This window comes from Kitasatospora sp. NPDC028055 (assembly GCF_040637885.1).
Taxonomy (GTDB): domain Bacteria; phylum Actinomycetota; class Actinomycetes; order Streptomycetales; family Streptomycetaceae; genus Kitasatospora.
The window spans coordinates 27,330-47,681 of record NZ_JBEZXE010000007.1 but is presented as its reverse complement, the minus strand read 5'-3'; the positions used below and the strand labels follow the sequence as shown (position 1 = coordinate 47,681).

General features: G+C 72.4%; 17 protein-coding genes. 11 read left to right on the top strand and 6 right to left on the bottom strand.

All coding sequences use genetic code 11. The features are described 5' to 3' along the window. The first annotated feature begins 96 nt into the window (after positions 1-96). The 6 genes from AB0F71_RS11060 to AB0F71_RS11035 all read left to right on the top strand — a co-directional run bounded on the left by AB0F71_RS11060 (position 97) and on the right by AB0F71_RS11035 (position 7,143). Positions 97-1,722, top strand: a complete 1,626-nt coding sequence (locus AB0F71_RS11060) for an ABC transporter substrate-binding protein (RefSeq protein ID WP_360230908.1) — start codon at positions 97-99, stop codon at positions 1,720-1,722. 99 nt (positions 1,723-1,821) lie between these two features. Beyond that, the gene (locus AB0F71_RS11055; protein ID WP_360230906.1) at positions 1,822-2,748 is read left to right on the top strand and encodes an ABC transporter permease; all 927 of its coding nucleotides are present in this window, start codon (positions 1,822-1,824) and stop codon (positions 2,746-2,748) included. A 76-nt stretch (positions 2,749-2,824) separates the two neighbouring features. Further along, the gene (locus tag AB0F71_RS11050; protein ID WP_360231295.1) at positions 2,825-3,739 is read left to right on the top strand and encodes an ABC transporter permease; all 915 of its coding nucleotides are present in this window, start codon (positions 2,825-2,827) and stop codon (positions 3,737-3,739) included. 16 nt (positions 3,740-3,755) lie between these two features. After that, positions 3,756-4,808, top strand: coding sequence for an ABC transporter ATP-binding protein (locus tag AB0F71_RS11045; protein ID WP_360230904.1), 1,053 nt, complete (start codon positions 3,756-3,758; stop codon positions 4,806-4,808). Then, the gene (locus AB0F71_RS11040; protein WP_360230902.1) at positions 4,798-5,937 is read left to right on the top strand and encodes a dipeptide ABC transporter ATP-binding protein; all 1,140 of its coding nucleotides are present in this window, start codon (positions 4,798-4,800) and stop codon (positions 5,935-5,937) included. Before AB0F71_RS11045 ends, AB0F71_RS11040 begins: the two co-directional genes overlap by 11 nt. A 156-nt stretch (positions 5,938-6,093) precedes the next feature. Then, entirely contained in the window at positions 6,094-7,143 is a 1,050-nt protein-coding gene (locus AB0F71_RS11035; RefSeq protein ID WP_360230900.1) for an ABC transporter ATP-binding protein, read from the top strand. A gap of 9 nt (positions 7,144-7,152) precedes the next feature. Here the strand turns inward: AB0F71_RS11035 and AB0F71_RS11030 are convergent, their stop codons facing one another. From AB0F71_RS11030 to AB0F71_RS11010, 5 genes are all read right to left on the bottom strand, one after another. Next, positions 7,153-8,874 (bottom strand): ABC transporter family substrate-binding protein, encoded by a 1,722-nt coding sequence (locus AB0F71_RS11030; RefSeq protein WP_360230898.1) that lies wholly within the window; start codon positions 8,872-8,874, stop codon positions 7,153-7,155. A 214-nt stretch (positions 8,875-9,088) separates the two neighbouring features. After that, the gene (locus AB0F71_RS11025) at positions 9,089-11,548 is read right to left on the bottom strand and encodes a peptidoglycan binding domain-containing protein (protein WP_360230896.1); all 2,460 of its coding nucleotides are present in this window, start codon (positions 11,546-11,548) and stop codon (positions 9,089-9,091) included. Between the two features lie 239 nt (positions 11,549-11,787). Then, positions 11,788-12,246 carry a DUF6113 family protein gene (locus AB0F71_RS11020; protein ID WP_360230894.1) on the bottom strand — a complete coding sequence of 153 codons (459 nt, stop codon included), beginning with the start codon at positions 12,244-12,246 and terminating at the stop codon, positions 11,788-11,790. Beyond that, positions 12,243-13,247: an N-acetyl-1-D-myo-inositol-2-amino-2-deoxy-alpha-D-glucopyranoside deacetylase gene (gene mshB / locus AB0F71_RS11015; protein WP_360230892.1), complete on the bottom strand. Its 1,005-nt coding sequence runs from the start codon at positions 13,245-13,247 to the stop codon at positions 12,243-12,245. Before mshB ends, AB0F71_RS11020 begins: the two co-directional genes overlap by 4 nt. A gap of 30 nt (positions 13,248-13,277) precedes the next feature. After that, complete coding sequence (locus AB0F71_RS11010; RefSeq protein WP_030062563.1) at positions 13,278-13,472, bottom strand: DUF2304 family protein; 195 nt, start codon at positions 13,470-13,472, stop codon at positions 13,278-13,280. Positions 13,473-13,788: 316 nt separating this feature from the next. Here AB0F71_RS11010 and AB0F71_RS11005 point away from each other — a divergent pair, with 316 nt between their 5' ends. From AB0F71_RS11005 to AB0F71_RS10985, 5 genes are all read left to right on the top strand, one after another. Beyond that, the gene (locus AB0F71_RS11005; protein WP_360230890.1) at positions 13,789-15,942 is read left to right on the top strand and encodes a prolyl oligopeptidase family serine peptidase; all 2,154 of its coding nucleotides are present in this window, start codon (positions 13,789-13,791) and stop codon (positions 15,940-15,942) included. Between the two features lie 150 nt (positions 15,943-16,092). Beyond that, complete coding sequence (locus AB0F71_RS11000; protein ID WP_360230888.1) at positions 16,093-17,055, top strand: ABC transporter ATP-binding protein; 963 nt, start codon at positions 16,093-16,095, stop codon at positions 17,053-17,055. Then, positions 17,052-17,774, top strand: coding sequence for an ABC transporter permease (locus AB0F71_RS10995; RefSeq protein WP_360230886.1), 723 nt, complete (start codon positions 17,052-17,054; stop codon positions 17,772-17,774). Before AB0F71_RS11000 ends, AB0F71_RS10995 begins: the two co-directional genes overlap by 4 nt. An 8-nt stretch (positions 17,775-17,782) precedes the next feature. Beyond that, complete coding sequence (locus AB0F71_RS10990) at positions 17,783-19,039, top strand: histidine kinase (RefSeq protein ID WP_360230884.1); 1,257 nt, start codon at positions 17,783-17,785, stop codon at positions 19,037-19,039. Between the two features lie 102 nt (positions 19,040-19,141). After that, positions 19,142-19,603 carry a helix-turn-helix domain-containing protein gene (locus AB0F71_RS10985; RefSeq protein ID WP_360230882.1) on the top strand — a complete coding sequence of 154 codons (462 nt, stop codon included), beginning with the start codon at positions 19,142-19,144 and terminating at the stop codon, positions 19,601-19,603. 227 nt (positions 19,604-19,830) lie between these two features. On the opposite strand, the gene AB0F71_RS10980 is transcribed toward AB0F71_RS10985, so the two are convergent. Continuing rightward, on the bottom strand, positions 19,831-20,322 hold the full coding sequence (locus AB0F71_RS10980; RefSeq protein ID WP_360230880.1) for a GNAT family N-acetyltransferase: 492 nt from the start codon (positions 20,320-20,322) through the stop codon (positions 19,831-19,833). Between the last annotated feature and the right edge of the window lie 30 nt (positions 20,323-20,352).

Here is a 20,352-nt window from a genome sequence, read left to right as displayed (position 1 = left end):
TCACGGCACCCGTCCGGGTGCACCCGGCTCGCGCCGTCGCCGGGGCGCGCTTCTCATGGGGTGTGATGCGACACACACCCCTGAGGAGGGACCTCCATGCCCGTAGCCGCCCGTGCTCGCCTGGTCCTCGCCGCTGCGACGTCCGTGGTCCTGGTGGCCACCGGGTGCAGCAGCAGCGGGGGAGGCGGTGGCAGCAGCTCGTCGGACGCCGGCAAGACGTTCAGCTACCAGAGCAATGAGCCGCAGAACCCGCTGCAGCCCGCCAACGCCAACGAGGTGGGCGGTGGCCGCATCATCCAGAACCTGTTCAAGGGGCTGGTGGACTACGACCCCAGCACGGCGAAGATCCGGATGCAGGTCGCGGACAAGATCGACACCAGTGACTCGCAGACCTTCAACATCACCCTGAAGGACGGCTGGAAGTTCCACGACGGCACCCCGGTGCACGCCAAGAACTTCGTGGACGCCTGGAACTGGGGCGCCAACCCGGCCAACGCCCAGATCAACAGCTCCTGGTTCTCCGACATCGAGGGCTACCAGGACGTCCACCCGGCCACCGGCAAGGCGACCACGGACAAGATGTCCGGCCTGACCGTCACCGACGACCTGCACTTCACCGTCAAGCTCAGGAACAAGGTCTCGTACTTCGAGTACAAGCTCGGCTACATCGCCTTCTCGCCGCTGCCGGACGCCTTCTACTCGGACCCGGCCGGGTACGGGCAGAAGCCGGTGGGCAACGGCCCGTACCAGTTCGTCAGCTGGTCGCACAACACCGAGGTGGTCACCAAGACCTTCCCGGACTACCAGGGCGTGGACAAGCCGAAGAACGGCGGCATCGTCTTCAAGATGTACACGACGTCCGAGGCCGCCTACGCGGACCTCCAGTCCAGCAACCTCGACGTGATGGACCAGGTGCCGCCGTCGGCGCTGGCCAACTACAAGAACGACCTCGGCGACCGGGCCATCGACGCCCCGCAGGGCGCGATCCAGAACATCGGCTTCACGCTCTACCAGGCCGACTGGTCCTCGCCGGACAAGGCGAAGGTGCGCCAGGGCCTGTCGATGGCGATCGACCGGGACGTCATCACCAAGACGGTGCTCCAGGGCTCCCGCAAGCCCGCCACCGCCTGGGTCGCCGAGGGCGTCGAGGGCTACAAGGACGGCGCCTGCGGCGACTTCTGCAAGTTCGACGCGGCCAAGGCCAAGCAGCTGATCCAGGAGGGCGGCGGCGTCCCCGGCAACAAGCTGCTGATCACCTACAACGCGGACGGCGGCCACAAGGAGTGGGTCGACGCCGTCTGCAACTCGATCCGGCAGAGCACCGGCGTGGACTGCCTGGGCGACCCGAAGCCCGACTTCAAGACCGCCCGCGCGGCGATCACCGCGCACCAGCTCAACGGCGCCTTCCGCACCGGCTGGGTGCAGGACTACCCGCTGAACGCCAACTTCCTCTCCGACGTCTACCGCACCGGCGCGGCCTCCAACGACTTCGGCTACAGCAACCCGCAGTTCGACGACGCCGCCACCAAGGCCGACGAGGCCGCCAGCGTCGCCGACACGGTGACCGGCTACCAGCAGGCCGAGGCGGTGCTGCCGAGCGGCATGCCGGCCATCCCGCTCTGGTACTACCGCACCAACTCGGGCTACTCGAACAAGGTGCAGAACGTGAAGTTCGACTCCTTCGGCAACCCGGCCTGGACCCAGGTCGAGGTCAAGGGCTGACCCGCCCCCCACGCGGCCCCGTCCTCCCCGCACGGAGGGCGGGGCCCGGTTCTCCCGGCCGGTCGCCCCCGGCCGGTCACGCCCTGGAAGGAGGCTCGGATGGGCAGTTACGTGCTGCGGCGGGTGCTGCAGATGATCCCGGTGTTCTTCGGCACCACGCTGCTGATCTTCCTGATGGTCTACACGCTGCCCGGGGACCCGGTGACGGCGCTGTTCGGGGAGAAGGCGGCCGACCCGGCCGTGGTGGCCAGCATCAAGCACAAGTACTTCCTCGACCAGCCGGTCTGGAAGCAGTACCTGCACTACATGGCGAACCTGTTCCAGGGCGACTTCGGCACCAGCTTCACCGGGCGCCCGGTCTCGGACATCATGGCCGGGGCCTTCCCGGTCACCATCCGGCTCGCGCTGCTGGCCTTCGTGTTCGAGCTGATCCTCGGCCTCGCGCTCGGCCTGGTCTCCGGACTGTGGCGCGGCAGCATCGCCGACACCCTGGTGCTGGTGCTGACCCTGGTGGTGATCTCGATCCCGGTCTTCGTGCTGGCGTACATCGCGCAGACGGTCTTCGCCACCAATCTGGGCTGGGTCACCCCGACCGTGCAGGACAGCTACGACCTCTCCCAACTCGTCCTGCCCGCCGTGGTGCTGGGCTCGCTCTCGCTCGCCTACGTGGCCCGGCTGACCCGGACCTCGATCGGCGAGAACCTGCGGGCCGACTACATGCGCACCGCCGTCGCCAAGGGCCTGCCCCGGCGCACCATCATCCTGCGCCACCTGCTGCGCAACTCGCTGATCCCGGTGGTCACCTTCCTCGGCACCGACCTGGGCGCGCTGATGGGCGGCGCGATCGTCACCGAGGGCATCTTCAACGTGCAGGGCATCGGCAACGTCCTGTACCGGGCGATCAACACGAAGGAAGGGCCCACCGTGGTCGGCATCGTGACCGTCCTGGTGATCGTCTACCTGGTCGCCAGCCTGCTCGTCGACCTGCTCTACGCGGTCCTGGACCCGAGGATCCGCTATGCCTGACATCCACGACGAGGACTCGCCCAAGCCGCACCCCAAGCCCGGTGTCTCGCACCTGGACTACGCGGGCGAGCAGGGCATGGCGGTCGAGCTGGAGACCCTGGTCGAACCCGACGTGGAGAAGCGGGAGGAGGCCCGCAGCCTCTGGGGCGACGCCTGGCGGGACCTGCGCCGGCGGCCGATCTTCCTGATCTCCGCGGTGCTGATCCTGCTGCTGGTGGTGATGGCGGTCTTCCCGTACGCCTTCACCGACGCGGACCCGCGCAGGGCGGACCTGGTGAACAACTACCTGCGCCGGCCGGACTGGGGCGACGTCTTCGGCGCCGGCTGGTTCGGCTACGACGCCCAGGGCCGCTCCATCTTCGCCCGGGTCATCTACGGCGCCCGCGCCTCGATCACTGTCGGCATCTTCGTGACCGCCGCGGTCACCGTGCTCGGCGGGCTGACCGGCATGGTCGCCGGGTACTTCGGCGGCGCCGTGGACGCGGTGATCTCCCGGATCGTCGACATCTTCTTCGGCATCCCGCTGCTGCTCGGCGCCCTGGTGCTGCTGAACGCCTTCTCCACCCGCACGGTCTGGAGCGTGGTCATCGCCCTCGGCGTGCTCGGCTGGACCCAGATCGCCCGCGTCATGCGCGGCGCGGTGCTGACCGTCAAACAGGCCGACTACGTGGTGGCGGGCCGGGCGCTCGGCGCCGGGACGGGGCGGCTGATGTTCCGGCACATCCTGCCGAACGCGATCGCCCCGGTGATCGTGGTCGCCACCATCGCGCTCGGCGGCTACATCGCGGCCGAGGCCACGCTGAGCTTCCTCGGCATCGGCCTCCAGGACCCGACCATCTCCTGGGGCATCGACATCTCCTCCGCCCAGAAGGTGATCCGCACGGCGCCGTACGTGCTGTTCTTCCCGGCCGCGGCGCTCTCCGTCACCGTGCTGGCCTTCATCATGCTGGGCGACGCGGTGCGCGACGCCCTCGACCCGAAGCTTCGCTGAGCGAGGGGAGCGCATCGTGAGTACAGCTGTGGACGCCACCGGGCAGGAGCGGCAGACGCCCTACGAGGGGCCGCTGCTCGACGTGCGGGACCTGCACGTCGAGTTCGTCACCCGGGACGGCGTCGCCCGTGCCGTCAACGGGGTCAACTACAGCGTCCGGGCCGGGGAGACGCTGGCGGTGCTGGGCGAGTCCGGCTCCGGGAAGTCGGTGACCGCCCAGGCGATCATGGGCATCCTGGACATGCCGCCGGCCCGGATCCCGCGCGGGGAGATCCGCTTCCGGGGCCAGGACATGTTGAAGATGGGCAAGGAGGAGCGGCGCAGGATCCGCGGCCGGAAGATCGCGATGATCTTCCAGGACGCGCTGTCCGCGCTCAACCCGGTGCTCAGCGTGGGCTACCAGCTCGGCGAGATGTTCCGGGCGCACCAGGGCGTCTCCCGGGCCGAGGCGAAGGCCAAGGCCGTCGAGCTGATGGAGCGGGTGCGCATCCCGGCGGCCAAGCAGCGGGTGAACGACTACCCGCACCAGTTCTCGGGGGGCATGCGCCAGCGCATCATGATCGCGATGGCGCTGGCGCTGGAGCCGGACCTGATCATCGCCGACGAGCCCACCACCGCCCTGGACGTGACGGTGCAGGCCCAGGTGATGGACCTGCTGGCCGAGTTGCAGGCAGAGTTCCACATGGGGCTCATCCTGATCACCCACGACCTGGGCGTGGTCGCCGACGTCGCGGACAAGATCGCCGTGATGTACGCGGGCCGGATCGTCGAGACGGCGCCCGTGCACGAGCTGTACGCCCGGCCCGCGCACCCGTACACCCGGGGCCTGCTGGACTCCATCCCCCGGCTGGACCAGAAGGGCCAAGAGCTCTACGCCATCAAGGGCCTGCCGCCCAACCTGCTGCGGATCCCCAAGGGCTGCGCCTTCAACCCCCGCTGCCCGCGGGCCCAGGACGTCTGCCGGGCCGAGGTGCCGGAGCTGTTCCCGGTCACCGAGGAGGACGGCACCCCGCTGGAGGGCCGCGGCAGCGCCTGCTTCTTCTGGAAGGAGACCCTCCATGACCGTTAACGGGGCCAGCGCGTCGGGCGTGGCGGTGCCGGAGGAGGTCGCCTTCGAGCAGCCGGTGCCGCGCGGCGAGCCGATCCTGGAGGTCCGGGACCTGGTCAAGCACTTCCCGCTGACCAAGGGCGTGCTGTTCCGGAAGCAGGTCGGCGCGGTCAAGGCGGTGGACGGGGTCAGCTTCGACCTGATGCAGGGCGAGACGCTCGGCATCGTCGGCGAGTCCGGTTGCGGCAAGTCCACGCTGGCCAAGGTGCTGATGAACCTGGAGCCGGCCACCGGAGGGTCCGTCCGCTACAAGGGCGAGGAGATCTCCCGGCTCTCCGGGGCCGGCTTGAAGGCCGTCCGGCGCAACATCCAGATGGTGTTCCAGGACCCGTACACCTCGCTCAACCCGCGGATGACGGTCGGCGACATCATCGGCGAACCGTTCGAGATCCACCCCGAGGTGGCGCCCAAGGGCGACCGCCGCAAGGCCGTCCAGGACCTGCTGGACGTGGTCGGGCTCAACCCGGAGTACATCAACCGGTACCCGCACCAGTTCTCCGGCGGCCAGCGCCAGCGCATCGGCATCGCAAGGGGGTTGGCGCTCAGGCCGGAGATCATCATCTGCGACGAGCCGGTCTCCGCGCTGGACGTGTCGGTCCAGGCGCAGGTGATCAACCTGCTGGAGCAGCTGCAGGGCGAGTTCAACCTCTCGTACATGTTCATCGCCCACGACCTCTCCATCGTCCGGCACATCTCGGACCGGGTGGGGGTGATGTACCTGGGGAAGATGGTCGAGCTCGGCAGCGACCTGGAGATCTACGACCACGCGACCCATCCGTACACCCAGGCGCTGCTGTCGGCGGTGCCGGTGCCGGACCCGACGGCGCGCGAGAGCCGGGACCGGATCGTCCTCACCGGGGACGTGCCCTCGCCGGCCAACCCGCCCTCGGGGTGCCGGTTCCGCACCCGCTGCTGGAAGGCGCAGGAGCGCTGCTCGGTGGAGGTGCCGCTGCTGGCCGCGCCGGGCTGGCTGAGCGGGGCGGCGGTGCACGACTCGGCGTGTCACTTCGCGGCGGAGCGCGGGACCGGGCAGAGCGCGGCGGAGTGGGGGAAACGGCAGCCCGACGACGGCTCCGGCCAGGAGCCTTAGCGGTCGGTGCCACCCAGGGCGCGTCCTCGTACCGAGGGCGCGCCCTTCGCCGTGATGGAACCGAGATCTGCCGCACACTCCCCAAGTGAACGTCGTTCCTTGATAGTTGCTCTGCGCCAGGCGATGGTCGCGGCTGCGCTGAGGAGGGCTGCCCGGATGGATGCGGTCGAGGTGGTCGGCGGCGGACGGGAGAACCTGGTGCCCGGGACGCCGTTGCTGGAGGTCGAGGACCTGCACATCGAGTTCCACACCCGGGACGGTGTCGCCAAGGCCGTCAACGGGGTGAGCTACTCGGTGGCGGCGGGGGAGACGCTGGCGGTGCTGGGCGAGTCCGGCTCCGGGAAATCGGTCACGGCGCAGGCGATCATGGGCATCCTGGACGTGCCGCCCGGCCGGATCACCTCGGGGCGGATCCTGTTCCGGGGCGACGATCTGCTGACCATGAGCCCCCGGCTCCGGCGGACCGTCCGGGGCCGGCAGATCGCGATGATCTTCCAGGACGCGCTGTCCGCGCTCAACCCGGTGCTCAGCGTGGGCTACCAGCTCGGCGAGATGTTCCGGGTGCACCAGGGGTTCTCGCGCGCCGAGGCGAAGGTGAAGGCCGTCGAGCTGATGGAGCGGGTGCGCATCCCGGCGGCCAAGCAGCGGGTGAACGACTACCCGCACCAGTTCTCGGGCGGCATGCGCCAGCGCATCATGATCGCGATGGCGATGGCGCTGGAGCCGGACCTGATCATCGCCGACGAGCCCACCACCGCCCTGGACGTGACGGTGCAGGCCCAGGTGATGGACCTGCTGGCCGAGTTGCAGGCCGAGTTCAACATGGGCCTGATCCTGATCACCCACGACCTGGGCGTGGTCGCCGACGTCGCGGACAAGATCGCCGTGATGTACGCGGGCCGGATCGTCGAGACCTCCCCCGTGCACGAGCTGTACGCGCGCCCGGCCCACCCGTACACCCGGGGCCTGCTGGCCTCCATCCCCCGGCTGGACCAGAAGGGCCAGGACCTGCACGCCATCAAGGGCCTGCCGCCCAGCCTGCTGCGCATCCCGGAGGGCTGCGCGTTCAACCCCCGCTGCGACCGGGTGCAGGACCGCTGCCTGACCGAACTCCCGCCGCTGGTGCCGGTGGCGGACGCGGAGGGGGCCGAGCTGCCCGGCCGCCGCAGCGCCTGCCACTACTGGCGGGAGACCCTGCACGGCTGAGCCGGGGCGCTACTTGGTGAAGCCGACGTTCTCCCAGACGATGTCGGACAGGCCCTGGGCGCCGATGTTGGCGAGGTCGGCGCGGGCGCCGTACAGCTGCGGGCGCTGGTAGAGCGGCAGGACGCCGGCCACCTTCCAGAGCTCGCCGTCGGCCTGGTTGATCGCCTCGGAGGCGGTGCCGGCGTCGGTCGCGCCGGCGGCCCGGTCGAGCGCGGCGTCCACCGCGGGACTGCCGGCGCCGGCCCGGTTGGAGGAGCTGTTCTGGACGTAGCTCGCGCGGCTGCCGCTGGCCGGGAACGGGGTGCCGAGCAGTGCGTAGACGGCGATGTCGAAGTCGTCGCGGTTGACGTACTTGTCGAAGAACTCGTTGGCGGCGGCGGTCACCGGGGTGACCTTGACGCCGACGTCCTTGAGCATCTTCGACACGGAGGCCGTCTCGTTCTGGGCCACGGCCACCCCGGCGGGGACGACCATCCGCAGGTTCAGCTCGCGGCCGTCCTTCTTCCGTACGTCGCCGTCGAGCTTCCAGCCCGCCGCGTCCAGCTTGCGGGCGGCCTCGGCCGGGTCGAAGCGGGACAGCCCCAGGGAGTTGTCGCGGTAGCCGTTCTGGTTGGCGACCAGCAGGTGGTTGTTGAGCGGGACGGCGGGCCAGTCCAGGCCGTTGAGGTCGGTGCGGATCAGGGCGTCCCGGTTGATCGCCTGGAAGACGGCCTGGCGGACGGTCGGGTCGGCGAGCACGGGGTTGCGGGCGTTCAGGGTGAGCTGCCGGAAGTCCGGCCCGCCGGCCCGGCGCACGGCCGCGCCCTTGGTGCTCTTGATGACCTGGTAGCCGGCCAGGTCCGGGCCGTTGTTGAGGAGGTCGATCTCGCCCTTGGCGAAGGCGGTGCGCATCGCGTCGGGCAGCATGGCGTGGAAGACGATCCGGTCCAGCACCGGCCTGTCGCCCCACCAGGCCGGGTCGGCGACCAGGGTGACGGTCTGCGCCGACGGGTCCAGCCGCTCGACCTTGAAGGGGCCGGCGGTGAGCGGGATGGCGTCCAGGTAGGCCGAGTTGAACAGTTCCGGGGTGGACACCTTGCTCGCGGGCAGCAGCGGCGCGTTGGCGGCGCCGTTGAACATCGACTGCCACTCGGAGAACGGCCGGTCGAAGGTCATCACGGCCTGGAAGTCGTCCTTGCCCCGCTCGACCGAGCTGACCAGCTCGAAGCCGGAGGTGCTGGACGGCCGGTACGCCGGGTCCTTGCCGTTCATGGCGCGCCAGTTGGCCTCGATGTCGCGCCAGGTGATCGGGGTGCCGTCGGACCAGTGGGCCTTCGGGTTGAGCGTCCAGGTGACCACCTGGTGGCCGTCCCTGAGCTCGGCGTGGGCCTCCTGGAGGTACGCCGGGTTGACGGTCTGGGTGCCCGCCGCGTCGGAGCGGAAGAAGGTCGGCAGCAGCGGCTTGCTGACCGCGACGGTCGAGGACTCGGTGCCGTCGGTGTGGATCGGCGACCACTGGTGGGAGAACTGGGAGATCGCCAGGTTCAGGGTGCCGCCCTGGCGCAGCTGGGCGCGGTCGTGGGCGTTGATGTCGACCGAGGTCAGCTTGGGCATCCCGGTGGCGGCGATCGGGGCGTCCGCGGCGGCGCCGCCCGACCCCGCGGAGCAGGAGCAGAGCGCGAGGGAGAGCGTCAGGGCGGTGAGACCGGCGAGCAGTGCCGTCCGGTGGTGCTGGAGGCTGCGGCGGCCCATCGTGGTGGCTCCCGGGGTGACTGTGACGGATGGTGTGGCGTCACATCTTGCTGACCGGGAGGAGGAGTTGTCGAGGGGCGGGGCGGCCGCATCCTTGCGGTGCGGCGGGCCAGCCCCTCGTTCGTGCCCGGTTCGTCGGCCGACGCCGCCGGACGGTGGTGCCGCCGGACGGTGGTGCCGTCCGGCGGCGTCGGCCGGTGTCAGGCGTCTCGGGTCAGGCGACGGTGAACTTGAAGGTGCGTTCCTTGTCGCCGGTCTTGTCGAACAGCGAGGTGACGGCGTCCGCGACGTCCTGCGGGGTGATCGCGGCGGTCTGGCCGTTCTTCTTGGCCTTCACCTTGTCGAACGCGCCGTTGAGCTGGGAGCCCAGCGCGTCGAGGTCCCACTTGGGCGCGATCTTGCCGGAGGCGTCCGGGGTCAGGGTGAGCGCCTTGGCCGCGGTCTTCGGGCCGAAGTCCCAGGTCTTGGCGCCCGCCACGATGTGGATCTTCCCGCTGGTCACCTGCTTGCCGAGGCTGTCCGCGGCGGCCTGGAGGGCCTGGGTGGAGACCTTGGGCTGGGCGGCCGTGACGGCCAGGGCGATCGGCTGGTCCGGCTTGCCGGCGGCGCGGTCGCGGTAGGCCTGCTCGACCACGTCCAGCGCGGCGTTGGTGTCCACCGCCTGACCGGCCTTGCCGGGGACCACGACCGGGTCGCCGTTGTCGGCGAACTTGACGTAGCCCTCCTGGAGGCCCTGGCCCGAGCCGGCCGCCAGCGAGTCCAGCGCGGCCTTGAGCTTGGCACGGTCGACCCGGACCTCCGGGGCGACGGCCTTGGTGCCGCCCTGGATCGACTTGATCACGTCGACCGGGTTGTAGCTGTGCGCGGCGAGGCCGTCCACGGTGGCCGTGGTGTCGAAGCTCAGGCCGGCGACCGTCGGGTCCAGGTCGACGCTCTGGTCGCCGATCTTGAGCTTGAGCGGCTGCTGCCCGGCCTTGCCGACCGAGGCGTCCAGTGCGTGGATCGCCTGGTCGCGGCCGTTGCCGCCGATGTCCGTGCCGAGCACCACGGTGCCCTTGGGGATGTCGGACTGGTTGAGCATCAGGCCGGTGCCGTACGCGGCGGCGCCGAGGAAGAGCACCCCGCCGACGGCGTAGACGCCGAGCTTGACCAGCTTCTTCGGGCCGCCGCGCTTGGCCTTCGCCTTGCCCTTGGCCGGGGCGGCCGGCTCGGCCTTGTCCTTGGCGGGGGCGGGGCCGGCCGTGGGGGCCGGCCCGGGGACGGCGCCGGGGAGGAACGGGGCGGCGTCGACCTGGCCGCCGGGGCCGCCGGTCGCGGCCTGGGGGCCGGGGGCGGGCAGCGGGGTGACCTCGGTGGCCTCCGGGTCACGACCCGCCCGCCGGGGGCCGCCGGGGGCGGGCTGCGGGGCAGGCTGGGAGGCGGGCTGGGGTGCGCCCGGGAAGAGCCCGCCGGGGCCCGTCGGGGCGGCGAAGGGGTCCTGGCCGGGGGCGGCCGGGCGCTGGGTGGCGAACGGGTCGGCGCCGGTCGGGGCCGAGGCGAACAGGCCCGGCTGCGGACGGCCGTCGGCACCCTGCGGGGCGTTGCCGTTCGGGGCGGTGCCGTTCGGAGCAGTGCCGTTCGGGGCGGTGCCGTTCCGGGGCAGGCCGGGTATGGCGGCCGGGGGTGCGTCGTGCTCGCGGATCGGCGCGAAGCCGTCCACCGAGGTGTCCTCCGGGCCGGGCCCGGCCTGCGGGAAGCCGCTCTGCGGGAACCCGCCCTGCTGGGGGCCGCCCTGCTGGTGCGGCGACGGCTGCTGCGGACGGCTGCCACGCGGGCCGCGCTGGTCACCGCGGCCGCGCGCACCGGTGGCGGGGCCGGTCGGGCCGGTCGGGCCGGTCGGGGCGAACGGGTCGGCGACCGGTGCGAACGGGTCGGCGCTCTCGTACACCCCCGGCTCCTCGGCCGGGCCCCCCGCGCCGTAGGGCGAGGCGGGGTTGGCCGGGGCGGCGCCCTGGCGCGGGGCCTGGCCCCGGGTGGGCAGCGGGCGGCCGTTCGGCCGGGGGGCGCCGGCGTCCGGAGCCGGGCGGGCACCGTTCGGGGCGGCCTGCGGCCGGGCCTCGGCGCCGGGGCCGGGCACGGCCGGGGCCTCCGGCGCGCTCGGGACGCTCGGGGCGCCGACCGGCACGGCGGCAGGGGCGGGCTCGGCGGCCGGGGCCTTCTTCTGCCGCGGTCGGAACCACGCGCCGGTGGACTCGGACTCCGAGGTCGCCGGCGGGATCGGCGGGATCTGCCACTCCGGCGGCAGGTTCGGCGGGGTGGCGGAGCCGGAGCCGCCCTCCATCACGCCGAGGACGGGCGAGGCGGGCGCGGAGCGGTGTCGCGGGCCGCCCGGCTCGGCGCCGGGCGCGAACGGGTCGGCCGGGCCGTCGTCGCCCCGGGCGGTCTCGTTCTTGACGGTGCTGCGGACGACGACCGGCGGGATCGGGCGCGAGCCGGGGATGTTGATCCGGACCCGGGTGGTCAGGGTGGTCTCGGTCTTCGGACCGTCGTCCTCGCCGCCCGACCCGGTCTCGGTGCCGGCCCGGTCGCCGCCGGGGCCCGCCGGGGTGCCGTAGGGCGGTGTGCCCGACGGGTAGGCGTCCGGACCCGTGCGCCGGGGCGTCGGGTTGGCGTTGTCAGATTCGCGGCTGCTCAATGCTGCTCTGCTCCGGGTTCGCGGGCGGGCCGTGCGGCGCGACCGCGGTTCGTGGTCGCCGGGCCTGGGGCAAACGGCGGTCGGGTACGACGTACTGCGGGACCACCATACTGGGAAGAACTGAGCGGTGAACGGCTTCGGACAGATCCTGATACGTCCGGTTCCTCCGGTATGAGAGTACGGCGGAGTGGTCCTGACTGCGCGTTGTGTGCGCTACCGTACGCGGCCGCCCGCCCGGTTCAGCGCTTGGGGCTGGGCACGCCGGGGAACCAGCTGGTGCGGGTGGGCAGGGTGGCGCAGATCACGCCCAGGATCGAGCCGACGAACAGCCAGGCCAGCGATGTGGCGTTGGACCAGAGCACGTTGTCGCCCTCCGGCCGGGGCACCATCAGCAGCAGGATCGCCATGAACCAGCCGCCCGCGGGCACCGCGGCGCCCAGCTTGGTGCCGGTGACCCGCAGGCCGGCGTAGAAGGTCGCGGCGGTGGCGGCGAGCGCCAGCAGAACTCCCACGGGCGGCCACAGGGCCTGCACAAAGGATCCGCACACCGACACCGCGATGCCCAGCAGGAAGAACAGGACATACGCCGCGATCCGGGCGGCGCGCGGGGGTTGGGGCTCGGCCAGCCGCTCCTCGCGGGTGCCGAGGACGGTCACCGCGATCGAGCGGCTCTTCGGCTTGGCGGCGGGTGCGGTCATCGGGCGTTCCCCTCGCTCGGAATCGGGTCGGCGGCCAGGCCTCTCGGGTCGGTCGCCGTGGGGTCAGTCGCCGGGTCCGCCGGGTCCGCCGGGTCCGCCGGGTCCGCCGCCGGGTCCGCGGCCTCGGTGTCGAGGCCCGCGAAGAGGTCGCGCTCGGGCCGCTCCGGCCCGGCCTGGCCGCGCACCAACTGGTAGTACTCGGTGGCGAACAGCGGCTGGCCGAGGTGGTTGGAGAGCGCGAAGGAGTCACCGGCCACGGTGATCTGGGTGGCGTGCGCGGTCAGCGCGGCGGCCTTGCGGGCCGCGTAGCCGGTGCCGTCCAGCACGGTGGTGACCACCTCGTCGGCCACCACCCCGGGGACGTCGGAGGGTTGTGCGACGCCCGGGAAGCGCGCCTCGGCGGCGGTGGCGGCGAGGCCGGCGTCCAGCACCGAGCGGGGCATCCGGTTCCAGTACACCTTGGCGATCCGCCAGGGAGCGCCCGCCTCCGGGGCGTACGCCGGGTCGGCGGCCAGCTCGTACGCGCGCATCGCGACCCGGTGCGCCTGGATGTGGTCCGGGTGCCCGTAGCCGCCGTTGTCGTCGTACGTGACCAGCACCTGCGGCCGCACCTCGCGGACCACCGCGACCAGGTGGCCCGCCGCCTCGTCCACGTCCGCCCGCCAGAAGCAGCCGGGGGCGTCGTTCTCGGGCACGCCCATCATCCCGGAGTCGCGGTAGCGCCCCGGCCCGCCGAGGAAGCGGAAGTCCGTGACGCCGAGGGCGCGCATCGCCTCGGTCAGCTCGCCGATCCGGTGGGCGCCGAGGGTGTCGTCCCGATCGGCCGTCAGGTGGGCCAGCCCGGGTGGGATCACCTCGCCGCCCTCGCCGAGGGTGCAGGTCACCAGCGTCACCCGGGCGCCCTCGGCGGCGTACCTGGCCATGGTGGCGCCGTTGCCGATCGACTCGTCGTCGGGATGGGCGTGCACCAGGAGGAGGCGGCGGCCGGTAGTCGCGGTCATGGGAGGAAGCCTAGCCACCGGCCGGAGGGGTCAGAGCTTGAGGCCGTTGATCATCCCGGCGAGGTTGCTGGTGACCTGGCTGATCGACGGTGCGATCGAGCTGGAGGCCAGGTAGAAGCCGAGCAGTGCGCAGACGATCGCGTGCGCCAGCTTGAGGCCGGAGCGGCGGATCAGCACCACCACGATGACGAGCATCAGCACGGCTGCGGAGATGTTCATGGCCATGTGGGCTCATACCCCTTCTCGGGCGCCGGCCCCCTGGGGGAGGGCGGCGGTGGGACCGTACGGGAATCGGGGCCGGGTGGCCGGCGGGCCCGGGACGGGGCCCGACGATCACTCGCCTGACCAGTCATACCCGATGGGTAAGGGGAGCATTACATTCAGTGAGTCCGCGCGCGCCGGGGCAACGGGGCACTCGTGGGGCGCACGGGCCGGTCGGAGGGGGTGTGGGGCCCTTCGGGGCGTACTCGGCGGTGATGCTCCGAACGAGTGATCGCCAGTCACCCGGCCGTGGCAGTCGCCCGTCGTAGGGTCTGGTGCCATGACCTCCCACACTCCTGCGGACACCTTCCCCCGGCAGTACGCGCGGACCCTGCGCTACACCGTCGGCGCCCCCCGCTCCTTCTCCGTCGCACCGGACGGCTCGCGGGTCGTCTTCCTGCGCTCGCGCTCCGGCAGCGACCGGGCCAACCTGCTCTGGACCCTCGACACCGCCACCGGCGAGGAGCGGATCGCCGCCGACCCGGCGGTGCTGCTCGGCGGCGGCGAGGAGGACCTCTCGCCGGCCGAGAAGGCGCGCCGCGAGCGCAGCCGGGAGAGCTCGGCCGGCATCGTCGGCTACGCCCTGGACGCCGCCGGCGACCGGGCCGCCTTCGCGCTCTCCGGCCGGCTGTTCACCGCCGACCTGACCGCCGGCACCACCGCCGAACTGCCCGCCGTGGGCCCGCTGCTGGACCCGCGGCTGTCCCCGGACGGCGCCCACGTCGCCTACGCCAACACCGCCGGCGAACTGCGGCTGACCCGTACCGACGGCAGCGGCGACCGGGCGCTCGCCGAGCCGGACGGCCCGAACGTCACCTGGGGCCAGGCCGAGTTCATCGCCCAGGAGGAGATCGACCGCACCCGCGGCTTCTGGTGGTCCCCGGATGGCGAGCGGCTGCTGGCCGAGCGCGCCGACGACAGCCCGGTGCGCCGCTGGTGGATCGCCGACCCGGCCAACCCGGACCGCGAGCCCGCCGAGGTCGCCTACCCGGCGGCCGGCACCGCCAACGCCGAGGTCGGGCTCTGGGTGCTCGACCTGCACGGCGGACGCACCGAGGTCTCCTGGGACCACGCGGCCTTCCCGTACCTGGCCCGGGTGCACTGGTCCGAGGGCGGCGTGCCGCTGCTGCTCGTCCAGTCCCGGGACCAGCGCGCCCAGCGGATCCTCGGTGTGGACGTGGCCACCGGCGCCACCGAGGTGCTGTTCGAGGAGCACGACGAGGTCTGGCTGGAGGCCTTCCCGGGCGTGCCGGCCTGGACCCCGGACGGCAAGCTGGTCCGGATCTCCGACCAGGGCGGGGTGCGGGCACTGGTGGTCGGCGACCAGGCCGTCACCGGGGCCGACCTGCACGTGCGGTCGGTGGTCGCGGTCACCGAGCGGGAGGTGTTCTTCAGCGCCTCCGGCGGCGCCGAGGAGACCGACCCCGAGCCCGGCTGGATCGCCGTCGGCCGGATCAGCCACGACGGCAAGGAACTGGCCTGGGAGTCCGCCAACGGCCGCCCGTTCACCTCCGTCACCAGCGCGGTGCACGCCGGCGGGATCACCGTCCGGGCCACCGCCGAGCCCGACCTGCCCGGCACGCTGGTGCAGGTCGCCCGCGACCTGCCGGAGGGCGTGGTGGTCGACGACGTCGCCACCATCGCCTCGTACGCCGAGACCCCGGCCATCACCGCCCGCCCGGTCTTCCGCTTCGCGGGCGAGCGCCGCATCCCGGCCGCCGTGTTCCTGCCCACCGGCTACGACCGCGAGCGCGACGGCCTGCTGCCCGTCCTGATGGACCCGTACGGCGGCCCGCACGGCCAGCGCGTCGTCCAGGCGCACAACCCGCACCTCAACTCCCAGTGGTTCGCCGACCAGGGCTTCGCGGTGGTCGTCGCCGACGGGCGCGGCACCCCCGGGCGCGGACCGGCCTGGGAGAAGTCCATCGCCTTCGACTTCGCCGGGGCCACCCTGGACGACCAGGTGGAGGCGCTGCGGGCGCTGGCCGGCGAGTTCCCGCTGGACCTCGACCGGGTCGCGATCCGCGGCTGGTCGTACGGCGGCTACCTCGCCGCGCTCGCCGTGCTGCGCCGCCCCGACGTGTTCCACGCGGCGGTGGCCGGGGCCCCGGTGACCGACTGGGAGCTGTACGACACCCACTACACCGAGCGCTACCTGGGCCACCCGGCCGAGCGGCCCGAGGTGTACGCGGCGAACTCGCTCAACGGGTACGCGGCCGGGCTGGAGCGTCCGCTGATGATCATCCACGGCCTGGCCGACGACAACGTGGTGGCCGCCCACACCCTGCGGCTCTCCTCGGCACTGCTGGCCGCCGGGCGCCCGCACACCGTGCTGCCGCTGTCGGGCGTCACCCACATGACGCCGCAGGAGGAGGTCGCGGAGAACCTGCTGCTGCTCCAGGTCGACTTCGTGAAGCGCTCACTGGGCCGCTAGGCGCCCCGGGCCGGGCCGTCGTGCCCGCGGCATGACATCCGTCATACCGAAGGCACGACGGCCGGCACTGCCGCCGGCCCCGGCCCGGGCGGGACCCTGGTCCGGTGCGGACAGCTCCGCACCGGACACACCAGGGAGAGGAGCCGGGCGATGGTTACCGAGGTGGCCGCCTTCCGCGGCGTCGGCAAGAGCTACGGGCGGGTGCGCGCCGTGGACGGGCTGGACCTGGTGCTGCGGCCGGGCGAGACCGTCGCCCTGCTCGGCCCGAACGGCGCCGGGAAGTCCACCAGCCTGGACCTGCTGCTCGGCCTGCGCGAACCCGACCAGGGCAGCGTCACGCTGTTCGGCGGCACCCCGCGGGCCGCGATCGCGGACGGGCGGGTCGGCGCGATGCTGCAGTCCGGCGGGCTGATGACCGACGTCAAGGTCCGCGAGCTGGTCGAGCTCGCCTGCAAGGTGCACCCGCGCGGTCGGTCGGTCACGGGGGTGCTGACCGACGCCGGGATCACCGAGATCGCCGAACGCCGGGTCGACAAGCTGTCCGGCGGCCAGGAGCAGCGGGTCCGTTTCGCCCTGGCGATCGCCGGCGACAGCGACCTGATCGTGCTGGACGAGCCCACCACCGGGATGGACGTCAGCGTCCGGCAGGCGTTCTGGGCGAGCATGCGCGCCCAGGCCGACTCCGGGCGCACGGTGCTGTTCGCCACCCACTACCTGGAGGAGGCCGACTCGATCGCCGACCGCGTCCTGGTGCTGCACCGGGGCCGGCTGATCGCCGACGGCAGCTCCGCGGAGATCAAGGCGCGCGCCGGGGCCCGTCGGATCGCCTTCGAGCTCCACGACGCCGACCTCCCCGCGGACGTCCGCTTCGACGAGGCCGTGCTGCGCTCCCTGCCGGGCGTGCAGGCGCTGGACGTCACCGCAAGGGTCCCGGGGGTGCGGACGGTGCGGATCCGGACCGCGGACGCCGACGCCGGCGTCGCCGGGATCTACCGGGCGGGCCTGTACCCGCGCGGCCTGGAGGTCACCGGGGTCGGCCTGGAACAGGCCTTCCTGACCATCACGGGCGAGCTGGACCGCCGGGCCGACGCCGAGAAGGAGAGCGTGCGATGACCACCCTGATCAAGCTGGAGATCCTGCGGACCCTCCGCAACCGGCGCTACCTGTTCTTCACCGTGCTCTACCCGGCGCTGATGTACGTCTTCTTCATCAACGCCTACGGCTCCGGCAACCAGGCCGGCGGCCTGCCCGTGAAGACCTACTTCATGGTCTCGATGGCCACCTTCGGCGCGGTCGGCGCGGTGCTCACCGGCAACGCGCAGCGGATCTCGCTGGAGCGCAAGAGCGGCTGGACGCGCCAGCTGCGGCTGACCGCGCTGCCCGGCCGGGCGTACACCGTCGGCAAGATCGCGGCGACCGCGGTGACCACGCTGCCGGCGATCCTGGTGGTCTTCGCGGCCGGGGCCGTCCAGGGCGTCTCGCTGAGCGTGCCGCAGTGGATCGGGCTGGCGGCCGCGCTCTGGCTGGGCAGCTTCGTCTTCGCCGCGCTGGGGGTGGCGCTGGGCTACGCGGCGGCGCCGGACGCGGTGCAGCCGATCGTGATGATCACCTACATGGCGATGGCGCTGCTCGGCGGCACCTGGTTCCCGGTGAGCGGCTCGCTGGAGACCTTCGCCCGGTTCAACCCGGTGTTCCTGTACAACAAACTGGCCACCTTCACCCGGCCCGGGCACTCGCTGGACCTGGCCGCGGTCGCCGGCCTGGCCGCCTTCTTCGCGGTGTTCGTCGCCGGCGCAGCGGTGCTGTACCGGCGTGACGCCCGCCGGGCATGATGATCACCATGACCGACGAGCACCGGACCGACCGCCCCGACGAACCGGTGGAGGCCGGTCCGGCGCGCGCCTCCTTCATGAACGTCCCGGGCGCCCCGGTGGAGACCCGGCGGCAGATGACCGTCAAGGTCGCCTGGATGCTGCTGTGGATGACCTACCTGGCCTACCCGGCGAGCAGCCTGCTGAACGGCCGCCACAGCGGGGCCGAGCAGGTCTTCGGCTGGGTCTGCCTGGCGGTCTTCGTGGTCGCCTACGTCCTGCTGGTGATCTTCCGCTCGCAGGCGGGGATGAAGCCGCGGGCCTGCCAGGTGACCGTCGGGACGATGATCGTGCTCGCGGTGGCCTCCGCCGCGGTGCTCGGCGGCGAGTTCCTGACCATGTTCATCTACGCCTCGGTGTGCCTCGCGGTGATCACCCCGGTGAAGCACGCGCTGCGCGCCCTGGTCGCGATGGCCCTGCTCACCGCCGGGACCGGCCTGGCGATCCACGCCGACAACGACAGCACCACCACCTTCGCCCTCAGCGCCTTCCTCTCCGGCGTCGCGATGACCGGCCTGCAGCGGCTGGTCGCCACCATGAACGAACTGCGCGAGGCCCGGGCCGCCGTCGCCCACCTGGCCGCCTCCGAGGAGCGGCTGCGGCTCGCCCGCGACCTGCACGACCTGCTCGGGCACTCGCTCTCGCTGATCACCCTCAAGAGCGAGCTGGCCGGCCGGTTCATGGACGCGGGCAAGGACGAGGCGGCGCGGGCGCAGGTCGCCGACATCGAGCAGGTCGCCCGGCAGTCGCTGATCGACGTGCGGGAGGCCGTGACCGGCTTCCGCCGCCCCACCCTGCCGGTCGAACTCGCCGCCGCCCGTACGGCGCTGGCCGCTGCGCAGGTCCGGCTGGAGGCCGCGCCGTCGCTGGTGGACGCCTGGCCGTCGCTGGCCACCGAGGAGGCGGGCGCGCTGGCCTGGGCGCTGCGCGAGGCGGTCACCAACATCGTCCGGCACGGCGAGGGGGCCACCGTCTGCACGGTGACGGCGGACGAGAGCTGGGACGGCGGCGGCGAGCGGTACGCCGTCCTGGAGATCACCGACAACGGTCCCGGCCCGGGCAAGTCCCAGCCGGGCAACGGCCTGTCGGGCCTGGAGGAGCGCCTCGCCCTGGTCGGCGGCCGGCTGGAGACCGGCCCGGGGGAGCGCGGCAAGGGCTTCCGCGTCCGGGCCTCGGTACCCCTACGAACGGCACCCGCACCGGCCGAGCCCTCGAAGGCCGGTTAGCCGGACGGGCCGCGACTGAGCGGTGCCCCCTTCGAGTGATACGCATTGCGCTTGCTTCGAATGTTGCGAATAATTCACTTGGGGTGATGAGAGGAGGCCGCCATGTCATCGATCACCGAGGGCCGGAAGATTCCGCCGGGCGCGGTTGACGCCGAGTCCGCAGCGCGAGCGTTGCGCAGAGTCAAGGACTACCTGGCACACACGGCTCGACCGGACGAGGACATCCGGATCCACGCGGAGACCGGCGACGACGTTCTGGTGCTTCCCCGGCCGACCGTCGAGATGTTCGCGGCGATCCTCGCCTCCCTGGCCGCCGGCCAGGGCGTTCAGCTGGTTCCGGTCAACGCCGAGCTGTCCACCCAGGTGGCTGCCGAGATGCTGAACGTCTCACGGCCCTACTTGATCGGGCTGCTGGAGCGGGGGGAGATCCCCTTCCGGCTCGTCGGCCGACACCGCAGGGTCCGGTTCGACGACCTGGTGGCCTACCAGCGGGAGGACGACCGGCGGCGCAAGGACGCGGCCGACGAACTCACGCGACTCGACCAGGAGTTGGGACTGGACTGACCCATGGCGTTCGTTGTCGTCTACGACGCATGCGTCCTCTACCCGAACACTCTGCGCGATCTACTGATCAGGCTCGCCCGCGCGGGCATGGTGCAGGGCCGACGTCGTTAGGGGTATGGCCACCCGTTCTGATGTGCCTCTGCGCAGGAAGTCGGCGCGGCCGACTTCCTGCGCAGAAGGACGTTGAGATCCGGTCATCCGGGGGCGCGGGCGCTCAGTGTGGGCGTTCAGTCGCCGCCGGCGAGGGAGCGGTGGTAGCGGAGGCCGGGGCGGTCATCGAGGAGGCACTCCCCGGTGGCCGTGAAGCCGTTGCGGGTGAGGACGGCCTGGGAGGCCGGGTTGTCGAGGGTGGTGGCGGCCGTCAGCGAGTGGAGGCCGTAGTCGTGGGCGGCGAGGCGGCGGGCCAGGCCGACGGCGGCGGTGGCGATGCCCCGGCCCGCCGCGGATTCGGCGATGCGGTAGCCGAGTTCGGCGCTGCCGTCCACGAGGTCCAGCAGATTGAGCCGGCCGACCAGCGTGCCGTCCGCGTCGAGGACGAGGTGGAAGCGGCAGACGCCCGCCGCCTGTTCGGCGAGCAGGGCGGCGTGCCGGGCCGGGAACTCGGCGAAGTAGGCGTCGCCGCGGTCCGGGACGGTACGGGCGAACCAGGCGCGGTTGGCGAGTTCGAAGGCGAGCACGGCGTCGGCGTGGTCGGGGTGCAGTGGTTCCAGGGTCGGCATCCGGTCAGTCTGCTGCGCAGGGCCTCGGTG